The 16,397-nt window shown below is 75.4% G+C and carries 14 protein-coding genes; 8 read left to right on the top strand and 6 right to left on the bottom strand.

What is annotated here, in order from left to right; genetic code table 11:
- Positions 1 to 77 precede the first annotated feature (77 nt).
- Positions 78 to 1,274: a YibE/F family protein gene (locus GXB85_RS15335; RefSeq protein ID WP_161918535.1), complete on the top strand. Its 1,197-nt coding sequence runs from the start codon at positions 78 to 80 to the stop codon at positions 1,272 to 1,274.
- On the opposite strand, the gene GXB85_RS18970 is transcribed toward GXB85_RS15335, so the two are convergent.
- Positions 1,258 to 1,821: a TetR/AcrR family transcriptional regulator gene (locus GXB85_RS18970; RefSeq protein WP_161918536.1), complete on the bottom strand. Its 564-nt coding sequence runs from the start codon at positions 1,819 to 1,821 to the stop codon at positions 1,258 to 1,260. The two genes, GXB85_RS15335 and GXB85_RS18970, sit on opposite strands and share 17 nt — an antisense overlap.
- A gap of 83 nt (positions 1,822 to 1,904) precedes the next feature.
- On the opposite strand from GXB85_RS18970, the gene GXB85_RS15345 reads away from it, so the two are divergent.
- The 4 genes from GXB85_RS15345 (at position 1,905) to GXB85_RS15360 (ending at position 5,910) form a co-directional block, all read left to right on the top strand.
- Positions 1,905 to 2,615, top strand: a complete 711-nt coding sequence (locus GXB85_RS15345; RefSeq protein ID WP_161918537.1) for an MBL fold metallo-hydrolase — start codon at positions 1,905 to 1,907, stop codon at positions 2,613 to 2,615.
- A gap of 136 nt (positions 2,616 to 2,751) precedes the next feature.
- A complete protein-coding gene (locus GXB85_RS15350; protein ID WP_161918538.1) occupies positions 2,752 to 3,930 on the top strand; it encodes a serine hydrolase in 1,179 nt (392 codons plus the stop codon).
- 123 nt (positions 3,931 to 4,053) lie between these two features.
- Positions 4,054 to 4,404 carry a GNAT family N-acetyltransferase gene (locus GXB85_RS15355; RefSeq protein ID WP_161918539.1) on the top strand — a complete coding sequence of 117 codons (351 nt, stop codon included), beginning with the start codon at positions 4,054 to 4,056 and terminating at the stop codon, positions 4,402 to 4,404.
- A gap of 126 nt (positions 4,405 to 4,530) precedes the next feature.
- Entirely contained in the window at positions 4,531 to 5,910 is a 1,380-nt protein-coding gene (locus GXB85_RS15360; protein ID WP_161918540.1) for a DUF2254 domain-containing protein, read from the top strand.
- On the opposite strand, the gene GXB85_RS15365 is transcribed toward GXB85_RS15360, so the two are convergent.
- Positions 5,850 to 6,332 carry a hypothetical protein gene (locus GXB85_RS15365; RefSeq protein WP_161918541.1) on the bottom strand — a complete coding sequence of 161 codons (483 nt, stop codon included), beginning with the start codon at positions 6,330 to 6,332 and terminating at the stop codon, positions 5,850 to 5,852. The genes GXB85_RS15360 and GXB85_RS15365 overlap by 61 nt on opposite strands.
- A 399-nt stretch (positions 6,333 to 6,731) precedes the next feature.
- On the opposite strand from GXB85_RS15365, the gene GXB85_RS15370 reads away from it, so the two are divergent.
- Both GXB85_RS15370 and GXB85_RS17930 read left to right on the top strand, forming a co-directional pair.
- A complete protein-coding gene (locus tag GXB85_RS15370; RefSeq protein ID WP_370524280.1) occupies positions 6,732 to 11,108 on the top strand; it encodes a hypothetical protein in 4,377 nt (1,458 codons plus the stop codon).
- 4 nt (positions 11,109 to 11,112) lie between these two features.
- A complete protein-coding gene (locus GXB85_RS17930; protein ID WP_202628053.1) occupies positions 11,113 to 11,337 on the top strand; it encodes a hypothetical protein in 225 nt (74 codons plus the stop codon).
- A 27-nt stretch (positions 11,338 to 11,364) separates the two neighbouring features.
- Here GXB85_RS17930 and mscL read toward each other — a convergent pair whose 3' ends face one another.
- The 3 genes from mscL to GXB85_RS15385 form a co-directional block, all read right to left on the bottom strand.
- Complete coding sequence (gene mscL / locus GXB85_RS15375) at positions 11,365 to 11,802, bottom strand: large conductance mechanosensitive channel protein MscL (protein ID WP_237728319.1); 438 nt, start codon at positions 11,800 to 11,802, stop codon at positions 11,365 to 11,367.
- Complete coding sequence (locus GXB85_RS15380; RefSeq protein WP_161918542.1) at positions 11,799 to 12,446, bottom strand: RcpC/CpaB family pilus assembly protein; 648 nt, start codon at positions 12,444 to 12,446, stop codon at positions 11,799 to 11,801. The genes mscL and GXB85_RS15380 overlap by 4 nt, the downstream gene beginning before the upstream one ends.
- Positions 12,447 to 12,549: 103 nt before the next feature.
- Positions 12,550 to 12,921, bottom strand: coding sequence for an FmdB family zinc ribbon protein (locus GXB85_RS15385; protein ID WP_161918543.1), 372 nt, complete (start codon positions 12,919 to 12,921; stop codon positions 12,550 to 12,552).
- A 169-nt stretch (positions 12,922 to 13,090) separates the two neighbouring features.
- Here GXB85_RS15385 and GXB85_RS15390 point away from each other — a divergent pair, with 169 nt between their 5' ends.
- Positions 13,091 to 15,676, top strand: coding sequence for a penicillin acylase family protein (locus GXB85_RS15390; protein WP_161918544.1), 2,586 nt, complete (start codon positions 13,091 to 13,093; stop codon positions 15,674 to 15,676).
- 13 nt (positions 15,677 to 15,689) lie between these two features.
- Here GXB85_RS15390 and GXB85_RS15395 read toward each other — a convergent pair whose 3' ends face one another.
- The gene (locus tag GXB85_RS15395; RefSeq protein ID WP_161918545.1) at positions 15,690 to 16,328 is read right to left on the bottom strand and encodes a 5-formyltetrahydrofolate cyclo-ligase; all 639 of its coding nucleotides are present in this window, start codon (positions 16,326 to 16,328) and stop codon (positions 15,690 to 15,692) included.
- Positions 16,329 to 16,397: the final 69 nt, after the last annotated feature.

Consider the following 16,397-nt stretch of genomic DNA (forward strand, 5'->3'; position numbering starts at 1 on the left):
GCGCATCCCGCGGGTGACCTTCCGCACCGCTGCGCGTCGTGCCGGGCGGGGCCGCGTGCGTGCGTGAGGCTGGGCCCATGGGAGCCCACCACCCCGCCGTCGGCGAGCCGCACGTCCCGGTCCGCGCGAGCCGGCGCGCACGCGTCGTGCTGACCGCCCTGCTGGTGCCCGCCGTGCTCGCCGCGCTCGTCGGCGGCTGGCTGCTGCTCCCCCGCGGCGAGCAGCTGCCCTCCTACCCGACGACCGCGCCCGGGGCGGTCATGGAGAGCGTCGAGCTCACGTCGGTGGACCCGGGCGCCGAGCTCGAGCCGCAGGCCCGCGGCACCGCCCCCGACGGCTCGCAGGCCCTGGTCCACGTGCCGCCCGAGTACCTCGACGAGCTGCGTCCCGGTGACCGGGTGCGCGCGATGACCCTGCCCGAGGGTATGTCGGTGGACGGCGCGACCCACGTGTTCGTCGACCTCGAGCGTGGCCCGCCCATGCTGCTGCTCGCGGTCGTCATGACGGTGCTGGTGGTCGCGGTCGCGCGGCTGCGCGGCCTCGCGGCGCTGGCCGGGCTGGTGATCTCGCTCGCGACGATCGGCGCCTTCACGCTGCCCGCCCTCCTCGCAGGCCGGCCCGCGCTGCTGGTGGCCGTGGTGAGCGCGGTCGCGATCATGACGGCCGTCCTCTACCTCGCGCACGGCCCCTCGGCACGCACCTCGACCGCGCTGCTCGGCACCCTCGTCGGCGTGCTGCTGGCCGCCGGGGTCTCCGCGTGGGCGGTCGGGGCCGCCCGGCTCACGGGACTGAGCGGTGAGGTGTCGCTCGACCTGCTCCAGCTGGCTCCCGGCATGTCGCTCTCGGGCGTGCTGCTGTGCGGGTTCGTGCTCGCGAGCCTCGGCGTGCTCAACGACGTGACGATCACGCAGGCCTCCGCCGTGTGGGAGCTGCGTGCGGCCAGCCCGGCGGCGAGCCGTCGCTCGGTGTTCGCGAGCGCGATGCGCATCGGCCGCGACCACATCGCCTCGACCGTCTACACCGTCGCGTTCGCCTACGTGGGTGCGGCGCTGCCGCTCGTGCTCATGGTCGCGATGAGCGACCGCGCGCTGCTGGACGTGCTGACCTCGGGCGAGGTCGCCGAGGAGGTGGTGCGCACGCTCGTCGGCACGATCGGGCTCGTCCTGGCCATCCCGGTGACCACGGGCATCGCGGCCCTCGTCGCGGGGCCGCGCGCGCTCGCGGCGACCGAGCCGGCCGCGGACGACGTCGTGCCGGTCACCTCCGGGGCGTGAGGGCGCCGACCACGGCCCGCAGGCCGTAGTCGAACGCGGCGTCGACGTCACCGCCCAGGCGGAAGGCGCCCGCGAGCTCCATGGAGACGAAGCCGTGCGCCCAGGCCGTGAGCGTGCGGGCCGCCGCGAGTGCGTCCTGCAGGCCCACCAAGCGCCCGACGGCGTCGAGCACCGGGGCGCTCGCGGCGGCCAGGAGGGCAGGGTCGGCCCGGGCGTCGTCGGGCGCCGGTGCGAAGACGAGGTGGTAGCCCGCGGGGCGCGCGTGCGCGAAGGCCCGCAGCGTGCGTCCCAGGCTCATCAGCTCGTCGGCGGGGGCCGCGCCGCCCGCGCCCCGCGTGAGCTGGTCGCCGAGGTCACGCACGGTGGCCTCCGTCACGAGCCGCACCAGGTCGGCGCGGTTGCGCACGCGCTTGTACAAGGACGGGGCCCGCACGCCCACCCGCTGGGCGACGGCCTGCATGGTGAGCGCGTCGGGCCCGGCCTCCTCGAGCAGCGCGAGGCCGGCTCCGACGATGGCGTCGAGCGTGGTGCGTTCGGGAGCGGGCACGGAGGTCCTCCAACAGTTGGCTATTGACGTTAGCCTTCATGGCTATGTAGCGTAGTCATCACGCCAGCGTACCGGAGGACCCCATGAAGCTCGCGCCGCACCTGCACCGCATCGGCAACGACGTCGTCGCCGCCTACCTGGTCGACACCCCCGAGGGTGTGCTCGTCGTCGACGCGGGCCTGCCGGGCCACTGGCGCGAGCTGATCGCCGAGCTCGCGTCGCTCGGCAAGGGCGTCGCCGACGTGCGCGGCGTCGTGCTGACCCACGGCGACACCGACCACCTGGGCTTCGCAGAGAGGTTGCGCGCCGAGCACGGCGTGCCGGTCCACGTGCACCACGCCGACGCGGCCCGCGCGCGCGGCGAGGAGTCGACGTCGCCCGCCTGGGGCCGGCTGAGGATCGGGCCCACGCTCAGGTTCCTCGCCTACGCCTCCCGCAAGGGCGGCCTGCGCCCCCGGCACGTGCGCGAGGTGGTGCTCGTGCAGGACGGCGACGTGCTCGACCTCCCTGGCCGGCCGCGCGTGATCGGTCTGCCGGGTCACTCGCCGGGCAGCATCGCGGTGCACGTCCCCGTGGCGGACGCGGTGATGGTCGGCGACGCGCTGACCACCCGGCACGTGCTCACCGGGCGCCGCGGACCACAGCCGGCGCCCTTCACGGACGAGCCCGCGCGCGCCCTCGACTCGCTCGACCGGCTCGCGGACCTGCCCGTGCGGTGGGTGCTGCCCGGGCACGGCGAGCCGTGGGACGGCGGCGCAGCCGAGGCCGTCCGGCGGGTGCGCGCCGCGGCCTGAGTCACGGGTGCGGGTGCCCGCACCCGCGGACGGGTGGTGCCCGGACCACCCGAAGCACGGGTGCAGGCCGGATCGAGCCGCGGCGGCCGGCGCAGAAGGCTGGACGTGTCATCGACCGTCCGTCCCAGGAGAAGCCATGCGCACCCGTCCCGTCCCTCCCACGGCCACCCGCACCGCCGTCGTCGGCGCCGGGCTGGCCCTGCTCCTCGGCGCGTGCGGCGTCGTCGGGCCCACCTCCCCGGCGGAGCCCGACGGCGCCGGCGCGGACGCGACCGGCCAGGCGCCGGCGCACGCGCGCGCCGCACTCGACGCCCTGATCGACGACCACGTCTTCCCTGCCGCGCTCGCGCACGTCGACCTGGCGGACACCACGTACGACGTCACGGCCGGTGTCGGCGACCTCGCGTCCGGCGCCGACGTGCCCGTCGACGGGCAGGTGCGCATCGCCAGCAACACCAAGACCTTCACCGCGACCGTGGTGCTGCAGCTCGTGGGCGAGGGGGAGGTCGCGCTCGACGAGCCGGTCGAGACCTACCTCCCCGGGCTGCTGCGCGGCGACGGGATCGACGGCTCCGCCATCACGGTGCGCCAGCTGCTGCAGCACACGAGCGGCCTGCCGAACTACACGCTCCACCTGGGCCTCGAGGACCCGTTCGCGTTGCGCGACACCTACCTGCCGGCCCGCGAGCTGCTCGACGTCGCGCTCGAGCACCCCGCACTGTTCGCCCCGGGCGAGCGCTGGGAGTACAGCAACACCAACTACACCGTGCTCGGCCTGCTGATCGAGGCCGTGACCGGGCGCCCCTACGCCGAGCAGGTCACCGAGCGGATCATCGAGCCGCTCGCCCTCGAGCACACCTACGTGCCGCTGCCGGGGGAGCGCGAGCTGCGCGAGGACCACCCGCGCGGCTACCACCCCGACGCCGACGGCGAGCTCGCGGACATCACGCGGATCGACCCGTCCTGGGGCGGCGCCGCGGGCGAGGTGGTGTCCACGCCCGGCGAGCTCACGGCCTTCTTCGAGGCCCTCGTGGGAGGCGAGCTGCTCGAGCCCGCGCAGCTCGCCGAGATGCAGCGGACCGTCGAGATGCCCCCGGAGTGGCCGGGCGACGGCTACGGCCTGGGCCTGTCGCTCGACGTGCTGAGCTGCGGCGTCGAGCTGTGGGGGCACGGCGGCGACATCTTCGGCTACTCGACCCGCGGTGGCGCGACCTCCGAGGGCGCAGGGGTCACGCTCGCGGTGACCGCCCTGCCGACGGACGAGGACGAGCTCGCGGCGCTCGACGACGCCGTGGACACGCTGGTCTGCGACTGACGCACCCGACGGCGCGCCCGGGGTCCCGGGCGCGCCGTCGCGCCTCCCGTCCTACGCTGCCGGGACACGGGCGGCCGACGACGGCCTGCTCGCGGCGGGCATCGGGACGTGGGTGGAGGCGTGATGGCGGACGGGACGACGACGGCGGACGGGGCGACGACGGCGGACGGGGCGACGGTCCGGGACGTGCCCGAGCAGCAGCGCTACGTGCTGGAGATCGACGGGCAGGAGGCGGGCGAGCTCGGCTACCGGCGCGAGGGCGACGCCGTCGTGCTCGACCACACCGAGGTGGACCCGCACCGACGCGAGACGGGGCTCGGCGGCCGGCTCGTGGAGGCCGCGCTGCGCGACCTCCACGACCGTGGGGTGCGGATCGTCCCCCAGTGCCCGTTCGTCGTCGCGCTGCTGGAGCGCCGTCCCGAGCTCGCCGCACTGGTCGGCGGGTCGGAGGGCGCCGGTGGTCCCGCGCGCTGAGCGAGGGGGCCACGCCACGGCTGACCGCGCGGCGCGATCAGCGCGGTGGTAGGACCAGGGCATGACACGAGCCAGCTGCGGTGGGCGCCGGTGCGCCGTCCGGTCCGAGGGGCTGGTCGCGCCGTGATGACCATGGTCCACCGCGCGCGCGAGAGCTTCTGGTTCATCCCCTCGCTCCTGTGCGTCGCCGCCGTGGTGCTCGCCGAGGGGCTGGTCGCGCTCGACCGCGGCCTGGGCGGGGTCGACCTGCCCTCCTGGGCCGACGTCGTGCTCTACCGCGTGGGCGAGAGCGGCAGTCGCGACGTGCTGGGTGCCATCGCGACGTCGAGCCTCGCGGTCGCCGGTACGACGTTCTCCATCACGATCGCCGTCCTGGCCCTCACCTCGTCCAGCTACGGGCCGCGCCTCGTCCGCAACTTCATGGCGGACCGCGGCAACCAGACGGTGCTGGGCGTCTACGTCGCCACCTTCCTCTACAGCCTGCTCGTGCTGCGGGCGATCCGGACGCTCGACGGTGACGACGGGGTCTTCGTCCCGCACCTCGCGACCAACGCGGCCGTGCTGCTCGCCGTGGCCAACATCGGCGTGCTCATCTGGTTCATCCACCACGTCAGCGACTCGATCCAGGTCTCGACGATCTCGCGCCGCGTGCGCACCGAGCTGGCCTCGACCGTCGACCGGATGTACCCCGAGAGGCTCGGCGTGCCCGCCGGTGGGCGGGGTGCCGACGACGAGGAGCGGCTCGCGACGGCGCTCCGTGCGGGGCGCGAGGTCGCGGCCGAGGACGCCGGCTACGTGCGGTTCGTCCGCGAGGAGGCGCTGATGGCCGCGGCACGCGACGGGGACGTGCTCGTCGCGCTCCTGGTGCGGCCGGGACGGTACGTGATCCCGGGGGTACCGCTCGCCGTCGTGCACCCCTCGCACGCGGCGAGCCGGGAGGTCCGCGATGCGGTGCGCGGAGCCCTCGAGATCGGCGACACCCGCACCCCCGCCCAGGACGTCGAGTTCGCGGTGCAGCAGCTCACCGAGCTCGCCGTGCGCGCCCTGTCACCCGGCACCAACGACCCGACCACGGCGATCAACGCGCTGGACGACCTCTCGGCCGGTCTCGCGCGGATGGCGGGGCGCACGCCGCCCGACGCGCTGCGGCGCGACGACGACGGCGTGGTGCGCGTGCACGCACCTCGCCCCGAGCTGCCGGAGCTGGTCGCACCCGTGCTCGACGCGATGCGCTGGTACGCCGCCGGTGCGCCCGCGGTGATGCTGGCGACCCTGGACCTCGTCGAGCGGGTCGCGCGGAGCGCGCTCGACCCCTCTGCGCGCGAGGCCGTCCTGGCGCACGTGCCCGCACTGACGACGGCGTTCGAGGCCGCGGGGCACGACGAGCGTGACCTGCGGCGCTGGAGGACGCGTGCGGACGAGGTGACGCGCGTGGGGCGGTCGCCCTACGACACGGGTGAGACCTCGTCGAGCACGAGCACGCCGGACTCGTCGGCGGCGCAGTAGGTCCCGAACGAGTGCAGGTAGCCGTCCTCCTCCTGCCACGTCGGGAGGTCCGCGGCGTCCACCGCGATCCCGGTGCCGCGCAGCTCGGCACCCTCACCCACGCGGGTCCCGTCCGCGAGCCGCACGTGGTCGCCGTCGTGCCTCGCGTCCGGCGGCCAGAGCACCCAGCGTTCGGCCCCGCCGTCGTCCGACCAGAGGAAGCAGCCGTTCGTGGCGACGCGCAGCGTGCCCTCGACGGGACGCGTCGCGCCGGGCAGCTCGGCCAGCATCGTCGGGGAGGACGTGGGGAGGCCGAAGCCGTCCTGGGTGTCGCCGGGCGAGCCCGTGCACCCGGTCACAGCGAGCGCGACGGTCACCAGGAGAGCGGCCGTGGCGGAGCGGGCCCGCGGCCGGGACCGCGGACCACGAGCCGTGCGGAGCACGTGCCCTCCCTCCGCCCCGCCGTCGCGGGGCCTGCTCGCCAGGGTGCTCGACCCGACCCTAGGGCCACCGGAGCGGTCACCGGGAGGTCATGCGTCCACCCCGTCGTGTTCACGCTCGCGTCATCCCTCACCCGTACGGCCCAGACGTTTGACGGTTGAGCCTTCAAGGTCCACACTGAATCCGACGGTGCGCATCGCCTGCCCCCTGCGCGGTGCGCACCGTCTTCTCTTGCCCCGGGACCGCCGGCTCCGTGCCCGCCCGGACGTCGTGCCCACCCCGACGTCGCGCCCATCCCCACGCGGCCCGCAGTCACCCGCAGCGTGCTTCACCCGCGCGGGCTGGACCCTCCCCGGCGCGCCGGGGCTCCCCGAGCGGCCCACGCGATTAGCGTGCTGGACGTGAACGCTCCCGCCCGCTCCAGCGACCAGGGACCCGTGGGCCCCGACGGCGCCACGGGTGGCCCGGGCGTGCCCGACGACGCCCGCCCCCAGGCCGTCCGTCCCCCCGACCCGGCCGAGCTCGTCGCACGTGCCGCCGCGCAGTGGCGTGCGGCGCTGGTCGACCGCGCCGGGTACTCCGCGCTCGCCGACGTCGACCGCCTCGGTGACGCGCAGCTCGACCTCTCCGCAGCCCATCCCTCGGGCCTCGCCCAGCTGCTCGCGGGCCGTGAGACCCATCTGTCGAACCTGGTGCGTGAGGGTGCCGCCCTCTCGAGCGCCAAGCGCCGCGCACGCGCCGTGGGCGCCCTCGCCGACGACCACGCGCAGCGGTACGGCCTCGCGTCGGCGTTCCTCGCGATCGGCGTCGCCACCTGGACCGAGCAGGCCGAGCCCACCACGGACGACGTCGTGCGGCTGGCCGCCGCGACCGCGGCACCGCGGGGCGTCGACGACGCGACCGCCGACGCGGCCGACGGCGCTGCGGACGACGACGTCGCGGACGCGCCGGCCGAGGCCGCCCGTACGGTGCGCGCCCCGGTGCTCCTGCGTCCGGTCGCGATCCGCGCGCGGGGCCGTGGCGAGAGCGACTACGCACTCGTGCTCGACCCGTCGCTCGAGATCAACCCGTTGCTCGCGACGGCGCTGCGCAGGCGCGGTGCGCTGCTCGACCCGTCGGCCCTCGCGCGCGGTGCGTTCACGGAGAACGGCTTCGACCCGCTGCCGGCGCTCGACCGCCTGCGCGCCCTGGGCGAGGCCGTGCTCGAGGACTTCGCGATCGACGACCGGCTGCTCGTCGGGACGTTCGTGCACCCCGAGCAGGTGCTGCTCGACGACCTCGACGCCCAGGCCACGGCCCTGGACCGGCACGAGGTGCTGCGTGCCCTCGCGGGTGACGAACGGTCGATCGACGCGCTGGCACACCCGCTGCCGGGCAGGCTGCGCGGGGACCGCCCGCTCGACCAGGAGCGCGGCGTCGGTGACCTCGACCCGGCCCAGGCCTACGTGCTCGACGCGGTGGCGGCCGGGCACCACCTGCTGGTGGACGCGCCGTCGGGCAGCGACGTCGCAGGCACCCTCGCGGCCGTGGTCGCGGACGCCGCCGCGAGCGGACGCACCGTGCTCTACGTGCCGGGGCACCGTCGCGCGGGCGAGGCCCTGGTCGAGCGGCTGACGGCCCTGGGACTCGAGAGCCTCGTCGTCGACGTCCCGCCCGACTCGGGCTGGCGCGCGCACGTCGCGCAGCGCCTGCTGAGCGCGATGACGGTCGAGCCCGTGGACGTCGACGGCGAGAAGGTCGCGATCGTCCAGCGTGAGCTGCTCAACCGGCGCGGCAGGCTCCAGAGCTATGTCGCCGGGCTGCACGAGCGGCGCGAGCCGTGGGGGTGCTCGGCCTACGACGCGCTCCAGGCGCTCGCCCGGCTCACCGCGACGCGCCCCGCACCGTCGACCCGCGTGCGCCTCCCGGGACCCGTCGCCGAGGCGCTCACGGGTGAGCGGCTCGCGCAGGCGGCGGCCGACCTGGTGCGGGCCGCCGGGCTGGGGGCCTTCTCGACGTCCGCGCGCCAGACCCCGTGGTACGGCGCCGACCTGCCCACCCCCGACCGCGCGCACCGGGCGCTCGCCCGGCTGGACCACCTGCTCGACGACGCGCTGCCGCGCCTGCGCGAGCAGGCCGTCGACGTGGCCGACGCGACGGGGCTGACACCCGCGACGACGCTCGGCGAGTGGGGTGAGCAGCTGCGCATGCTCGCGGGCGTGCGCGGTGCGCTCGACGTGTTCCAGCCGCTCGTCTTCGAGCGGTCGGCGGCCGACATGGTCGCGGCCACCGCCACCAAGGAGTGGCGTGCCGAGCGCGGCATCGACATGCCGGGTTCGCTGCGCCGTCGGCTGCGCAAGCAGGCCAAGGACATGGTGCGGCCCGGCCGCCCGGTGGCCGACCTGCACGCCGCCCTCGTGGACGTGCAGGCGCAGCGCGAGGTGTGGCAGGCCCACTGCCCCGCGGGTGGGTGGCCGCGCGTCCCGACCGGCATGGCAGAGATCGAGGCGGACCACGCCGACGCGCTCGCCGAGATCGAGGAGCTGTCCGCGGTGCTCGCGACGACCCCCACCGGCGGGGACCTGGTCGGCCTGCGGTTCGACGCACTCGTCGACCGCCTCGAGCGCCTGCGTCAGGACCGCGGTGCGCTCGAGACCCTGCCCGAGCGCACGGCACTCGTGCGCAGCCTCGACCGCCGGGGGCTGGGCGCCCTGCTGACCGACCTCGCCGACCGCCGGGTGGGGGCGGGCCTCGTCGCGGCGGAGCTCGACCTCGCGTGGTGGAGCACCGTGTTCGAGGAGATCCTGGGGCTCGACCCGGCGCTCGCGGGGTACGACGGCGCCGCGCTCACGCGTCTCGTGGCCGAGTTCCGCACGCTCGACCGTCGTTACCTGTCCGACCGCGGCGTGCTCGCGCTCGCGATGGTCCGCGAGGACCTCCGTTCGCGCCTGCGCGCGGCCGACGAGCAGACCCAGAGCCTGTTCGCCGAGGTCGTCGAGCAGCGGTTCGCGGGGCTGCGGCAGGCCGTCGAGCGCTACCCCGACGTCACGCGACACCTGCGGCCGTGCCTGGTCGCGTCGCCCATGCTCGTGCCGCACGTGCTGCCGCCCGCACGCACCGAGGACCTGGTGATCCTCGACGCGGCCGGCCACCTGCCTCTCGAGACGGTCGTCGGTGCGCTCGCGCGCGGTCGCCAGGTGCTCGTGGTGGGTGACACGCGCTCCGCCTCGGGCTCCGCCCTCACCGAGCTGGCCGCGGTGCTGCCGGCCGTCGCGCTGCACGCGGACACCTCGCGCCGCGACCCGCACCTGACGGAGTTCCTCGCGCAGCACGGCTACGCGGGCAGGCTCTCGGCGACGCCCCTGCCCACGCGCACGTCCCTGCTGCGCCTCGACCTCGTCGACGGCACCGGGATGCCGGCGTCGAACGGAGCGGTCGAGGGCACGCCCGCGGAGGTCGAGCACGTCGTCGAGCTGGTGCTCGAGCACGCCCTCACGCGACCCGAGGAGTCGCTCGCGGTCGTCACGGCCTCCGCGGTGCACGCCGAGCGCGTGCGCGACGCCGTGCTCACCGAGGTGCGGCAGAACCCGTCTCTCGGTGACTTCTTCCGCCCCGGGCGCCCGGAGCCCTTCGCCGTGGTCGAGGTGGGTGCGACGCAGGGCCTCAGCCGTGCGGCCGTCATCCTGTCCGTCGGCTTCGGGCGCACGCCGCACGGGCGCGTGCTGCACCGCTTCGGCGCGCTCAGCGAGCCGGGCGGTGAGGGACGTCTGCTCGAGGCGCTCGGCTCGACCAGGCACCGGCTCACCGTCGTGAGCTGCTTCGGTGCCGGTGACCTGGACCCCGAGCGACTGCGCGCCCCTGGTGCCCGGCTGCTCGCGGACCTCCTCGAGCTGGCCGGCAGCCGCACGGGTGTTGCGCCCGGTGAGCGCTCGGCGCCCGAACCGCACGGCGAGCCCGACCGGCTGGTCCTCGACCTCGCCGAGCGGCTGTGGCGCACGGGCCTCACGGTCGAGCTCGACCACGGGATCGGCGAGCACCGCATCCCCCTCGCGGTCGGGCACCCGGACCTGCCCGACGAGATGCTCGTCGCGGTACTCACCGACGACGACGACTACGTGGGTGAGCCGAGCGTGCGCGTGCGCGACCGCCAGGCGCCCGAGCGCCTCGAGCGGCTCGGCTGGTCGGTCGTGCAGGTGTGGTCGGCGGCCGCGTTCCTCGACCCACAGGGTGAGGCGGACGCGATCTGCGACGTGACGGTCGAGGCGTGCGGGCGCCGGCTGGCCGAGCGGCGCTCCCGTCGCCCCGTCGCCGCGGCACCGCCCGTGCTCGTGGACGCGCAGCCCGCCGACGCGACGCCCGACGCGACGGCGGTCGGGGGGCAGCCACCAGCGGACGTCCCGGGCCAGGAGGCTGGGCCGGGCGGGGTCGACGGCGTCGACGCGCCGCATGCCGCCGGTGAGGCCGCGTCCGCGCCTGTGCCGGCTCCGGTGCCCGGCACCGCGCTCGGCGCGGCTCACGACCTGACGGCCACGGGGATCCTCGAGGCCTCACGCAACCACCCCGCACCGCCTGTCGTCGCGCGCGGCGTGCGGGGTCCGCGTCCGCGCGTCGAGCCCGGCCTGCCGATCGCCGCCTACACGGACGACCAGCTCGACGACCTCGTGGCCTGGATCCGCTCCGACGGGGTCGAGCGCACGGACGACGAGCTCGCGGCCGCGCTGCGCGCGGAGCTCGGTCTCACGCGTCGTGGCTCACGCATCGACGCCGTCGTCGGCGCCGCGGTGCGTCGTCGGGGCTGAGCGCGTGCCGGACGACGCGCGCGCCACGGGACCCCGTGAGCCCGGGAAGCGGCCGCGACGCCGCCGCCGGGCGGTCGGTGGGACGGCGCCCACGGGCGAGGGTGCGGTCACGGACCCCGCGACGGGGGAGACGCGGTCGGCCGACGACGCCGACGTGGGCTGGGGCGAACGCCCCGAGGGCCGGGACGACGACGAACGCTTCCTCCGGGACGTCCCGCCGCACTGGTGACGCGTCGCCGGCCGGGCGGCGCGCGGGTCAGACCTCGCGCCGCTGCGCGAGCAGGTCGCGGATCTCCTGGAGGAGGAGGATGTCCTCGCCCGGCTTCTCGGGCTCGGGCTCGACCCCGGCCTTGCGGCGCTCGGCGAGCTTGTTCATCGGCAGCACGATGAGGAAGTAGATCGCCGCCGCGACCATGAGGAACTTGAGGATCGCGTCGAGCACGAGGCCGACCGAGAAGACCGCCTCGTTGACCTCGAAGACCCCGACCCCGGTGAGGTCTGGCGAGCCGAAGAGCGCCGCGATCAGAGGGTTGATGAGACCCTCGACGAGCGCCGTCACGACGGTGCTGAACGCGGCGCCGATGACCACCGCGACCGCGAGGTCGACGACGTTGCCGCGCATGATGAAGTCCTTGAACCCGCTGAGCATGACCGTCCCCTTCGCTCGTGCCGGCGGCTCCGGCCCCTCGATCATGGCACCAGCACGGCGCCCAGGGGAGCCTGTCCGGCGCCTGCCGCGAGGCGCCGGCCGGCCTCGGGCTCGACCGCCACGGTGATCTGGGGGGCGGACGTGCCGGTGGAGGTGGCGAACGTCCCGGCGAGGGCTGCGTCCTCGGACTCGCGCACGTCCACGACGAGGGCGCGCTCGGCGAGCACCTCGGTCCGCGGCCCTGCCTCGTCCGTCACCGTCGTGACCACGTCCACACGGTCCCCCGGGCGCAGCACCGCGCCCAGCCCGGCGTCACCGAGCGGGAGGGGCAGCAGCACCGTCCCGGGCGGTGGGTCGAGGTCGAACCGGGCGCCCGCGAGGAGGTCGTCGACCACCGGCAGCCCGGAGGGCGCGTCGACCACGAGCGTCCGGCCGAGCAGCTCGTCGACCGTGCGCGCCGCGCCCTCCGGGGCGGGGGCGAGATCGACCGTGCGCAGGTCCGCCTGCGTGAGCGGGCTGCCGGCCCGCACGGACCTCGCGGTCACCACCACGGCCGACGTCGACGGCGGCGCGGGCACGGCGACCTGGACGCCGATGAGCACGAGCAGGGCGAGGGCGACGGCGCGCAGCGCGTGCCGCACGCGCCAGGCGGCGATGCGCAGCGTCAGCAGGAGCGGGGCCGTGGGCATGGCGCGACGCTAGGCCGCGATGCCGTGGACCTCGCACGAGGACCGCCGCGCCTGTGGAGAGGCGCGGTGCGGCGGCCCTGGGGAGGTGGTGAGGTGCCGCGTGTCAGGACGCGGCGGCGCTCGGCGTGCTCGTGCTCGACCCGCTCGAGGAGCCCGTCGAGCCGGAGGTCGACGCGCTTCCCGTGTTGGTGGAGCCGGTCGACGCCGAGGACGTGCTGCTCGAGCCGTCCTTGCTGCTCGAGCTGTCCTTGCTGCTCGAACCGCCCGAGCCACTCGAGGACGAGCCGCCCTTGCGGTCGGCGCGCGAGTCGGTGCGGTAGAAGCCCGAGCCCTTGAAGACGACGCCCACGCTCGAGAAGAGCTTGCGCAGGTGACCCGAGCACTCGGGGCACGTGGTGAGGGCGTCGTCGGAGAAGGACTGCTGCACGTCGAAGCGGTGGTCGCACACGGTGCAGGCGTACGCGTACGTGGGCACTGTTCCTCCTGGCGGTCGGGCGGACGCGACGTCCGGCTTGGCACTCGCGCGCCGCGAGTGCCAATGCTACGCGCTGCGCCGCCACGGCTGCGACGGGGCCCGCCCCGGGACCGCGCGGGTGCCGCGGGACGGGCGGTGGCGGTCGCGGTGAGCCGTTAGTCTCGGCCCCGTGCCCCGACGTCGTGCTCTCCGTGCCCTCCTGATCGGCGTCGCCGCGACCGTCGTGCTCGCCGTCGTCGCCACGCTCGCGGTCGCGACGACCGTCGTGCGCCGCCCGCTGCCCGACCACGCGGGCACGCGCACGCTGTCGGGTCTCGAGGCCGACGTGACGGTTCTGCGGGACGCCCGGGGGGTGCCCACCGTCTACGCGGACACGGCGACGGACCTCTTCCGCGCGCAGGGCTACGTGCACGCGCAGGACAGGTTCTTCGAGATGGACTACCGCCGGCACGTGACCGCGGGCCGGCTCGCCGAGCTGGTCGGTGCGAGCGCCGAGGCGATCGCGGCCGACAAGGTGATCCGCACCTTCGGCTGGCGGCGCGTGGCCGAGCAGGAGGTCGAGCTGCTCGACGCCTCGACCCGCTCGTACCTCGAGGCCTACGCCGACGGCGTCAACGCCTACCTCGACCGTCACTCGACGGACGCCCTGGGGGTCGAGTACACCGTGCTCGGCCTGCAGGTCGAGGTCGACAGCCCCGAGCCCTGGGACGTCGTGGACTCGCTCGCGTGGCTCAAGGCGATGGCGTGGGACCTGCGGGGCAACTACGACGACGAGCTCGCCCGCGCCCTGAGCTACGGCACGGTGCGCGACGTCGCGCGCGTGAACGAGCTCTTCCCGCGGTACCCGCAGGAGGTCAACGCCCCGATCCTGAGCGAGGTCGAGCCGACGTCGGCCGCGGTGGATGACGCGGCCGCGCGCGAGGGTCTGCAGCTGAGCGCCGAGCTGACGCGGGCGCTCGCGGCGACCGAGCGCGCGATGGCGGCGGTGCCGCACCTCGTCGCCGAGGGCGACGGCACGGGCTCCAACTCGTGGGTGGTCGCGGGCGAGCACACCGCCTCGGGCGCCCCGATCCTCGCGAACGACCCGCACCTCGGCCTGTCGGCCCCCGGCATCTGGTCCCAGATGGGTCTCCAGTGCCGCGAGGTGGGGCCCGAGTGCCCCTTCTCCGTCTCGGGCTTCACGTTCTCGGGCTTCCCCGGCGTGATCATCGGGCACAACGCCGAGCTCGCCTGGGGCCTGACCAACCTGGGTGCCGACGTCACCGACTTCTTCCTCGAGCGCGTCGACGACGAGGCCGCGACGTACGAGCGCGAGGGCGAGGAGGTGCCCCTCGAGGTCCGCACCGAGCGGATCGAGGTCAACGGAAGCGACCCGATCGAGCTCGAGGTTCGCTCGACGGTCCACGGCCCGCTCGTCTCGGACGCCCTGGGCGTCGCACGCGTCACCGGGTCGCCGCTGCCCGAGGGGCCGCGGCGCTCGATGGAGGTCGCCCTCTCCTGGACCGCCCTCGAGCCGGGCCGCACGGCCGACGCGGTGTTCGCGCTCAACCTCGCCTCGACGGCGCAGGACGTGGCCGCGGCCGCGGCCCTGTTCGCGGTGCCGTCGCAGAACATCGTGTTCGCCACGACGGGTGGTCAGATCGGCTACCAGGCCCCCGGGCTGATCCCCGTCCGGGCGCGAGTCACCGACGGCCCCGTGCCGTCGGACGGGACCTGGCCACGGCCGGGGTGGGACGCGCGGTACGACTGGCAGGGCTACGTCGACGCCGCGGACATGCCGGCCGCGGTCGACCCCGCCGTGGGCTACGTCGTCGCGGCCAACCAGGCCGTGACCGCCGCCGGCACCGGACCGTTCCTGACGGCGGACTGGGACTACGGCTTCCGTTCCCAGCGCATCCGGGACCTGCTCGACGAGGCGATCGCCGCGGGGACGCCGATCGACGTCGCGATGACCGGGGAGCTGCAGAACGACGCGTGGAGCCCGTACGCCGCGGCCCTGGTGCCGGCATTGCTCGAGGCGCCCGTGACCGACGACTTCACGCGCGAGGGCGTGGACCTGCTGCGCGGGTGGGACGGCGTGCAGACCACGGACTCAGCCGCCGCGGCCTACTTCGCGGCCGTGTGGTCCACGCTGCTCGAGCTGACGTTCTGGGACGACCTGCCCCAGGAGCAGTGGCCCAGCGGCGACAGCCGGTGGCTCGCCGTCGTCATGGACCTGCTCGAGGACCCGAGCAGCGCGTGGTGGGACGACCGCACCACCGTCAACGTCGTCGAGACCCGTGACGAGATCCTCGCTCGCTCGCTCGAGAGCGCGCGCCTCGAGCTCACGCGCAAGCTCGGCAAGGACGCGACCGAGTGGCAGTGGGGGCGGCTCCACACCGCCGCGCCTGAGCACCCGGTGCTCGGTGGTGAGGGTGTGCCGGCGCCCGTGCGGCAGCTCATGAACCCGCGTCCGCTCCCGGTCCCGGGCGGTTCCTCGATCGTCAACGCCATGTCGTGGGATGCCGCGTCGGGCGACTTTACCGTGACCGCCGGACCCTCGATGCGGATGGTCGTGGACCTCGCGGACCTCGACGCGTCCACCTGGGTGAACCTGACCGGCACGTCCGGCCACCCGGGGAGCGTCCACTACACCGACCAGTTCTCGGCGTGGGCGCACGGGGAGTCCTACGCGTGGCCGTTCAGCGAGCCGGCCGTGCGCGAGGCCTCCGTGCGCGAGCTCACGCTCCGGCCGGACGGCGCGAACGTCCCCTAGGTCGCCCGCGCGGTCAGTCGCCCACGCGCTGCACGCCGCCCGGGGTCGCAACGAAGCCGACGCGCTGGTCGTGCTCCTGCTGCGGCAGCGGTCGCACCTGCGCGTCGTAGAGCTCCTCGAGGAAGACCATGGCGACCACGACGGCGTCGGGGTGGGCGTGGGCGAGCACGCGGTCGTACCAGCCGCCGCCCTGGCCCAGCCGTGCCCCCGACGTGTCGACCGCGAGCGCGGGCACGATGATCGCCTGGGCCTCGCCGAGCGCCTCGGCCCCCAGCGTGGGCCCGGGTGGCTCGGGCGGACGGCCCGGGGCGCGCACCTCGAGCTGCTCGGTCGAGGTGTACCAGGCCCAGTCGCGCTGCAGCCCCGCGCCGAGCACGGGCAGCAGCACCCGGGTGCCGCGCCGCGCGAGCCGCTCGATCAGCGGCACCGTGTCCGGCTCGCTCGGGCGCGAGACGTAGGCGGCCACGACGGCGGACTGCCGCACGGCGGGGAGGTCGCCGATCACCTGGGCGAAGCCGAGCGCCGCCTCGGAGCGGGCCCGCGCCGAGCGACGGTCGCGCGCCGAGCGCACGGCCCGGCGCAGCTCGTCCTTCGCGTCGAGCACGTCGAGCGCCTCGATGCGTTCCGGATAGGGCTGCGCAGGGACGCTCATGGTCACATCATGGCAAAGAAAGTCTCTCGCGGGTCCCGTGCGCCGCGCGCCTCGCCGGGCCTTCACCCG

Source organism: Cellulomonas sp. APG4 (genome assembly GCF_009996735.1).
Classification (GTDB): Bacteria; Actinomycetota; Actinomycetes; order Actinomycetales; family Cellulomonadaceae; genus Actinotalea.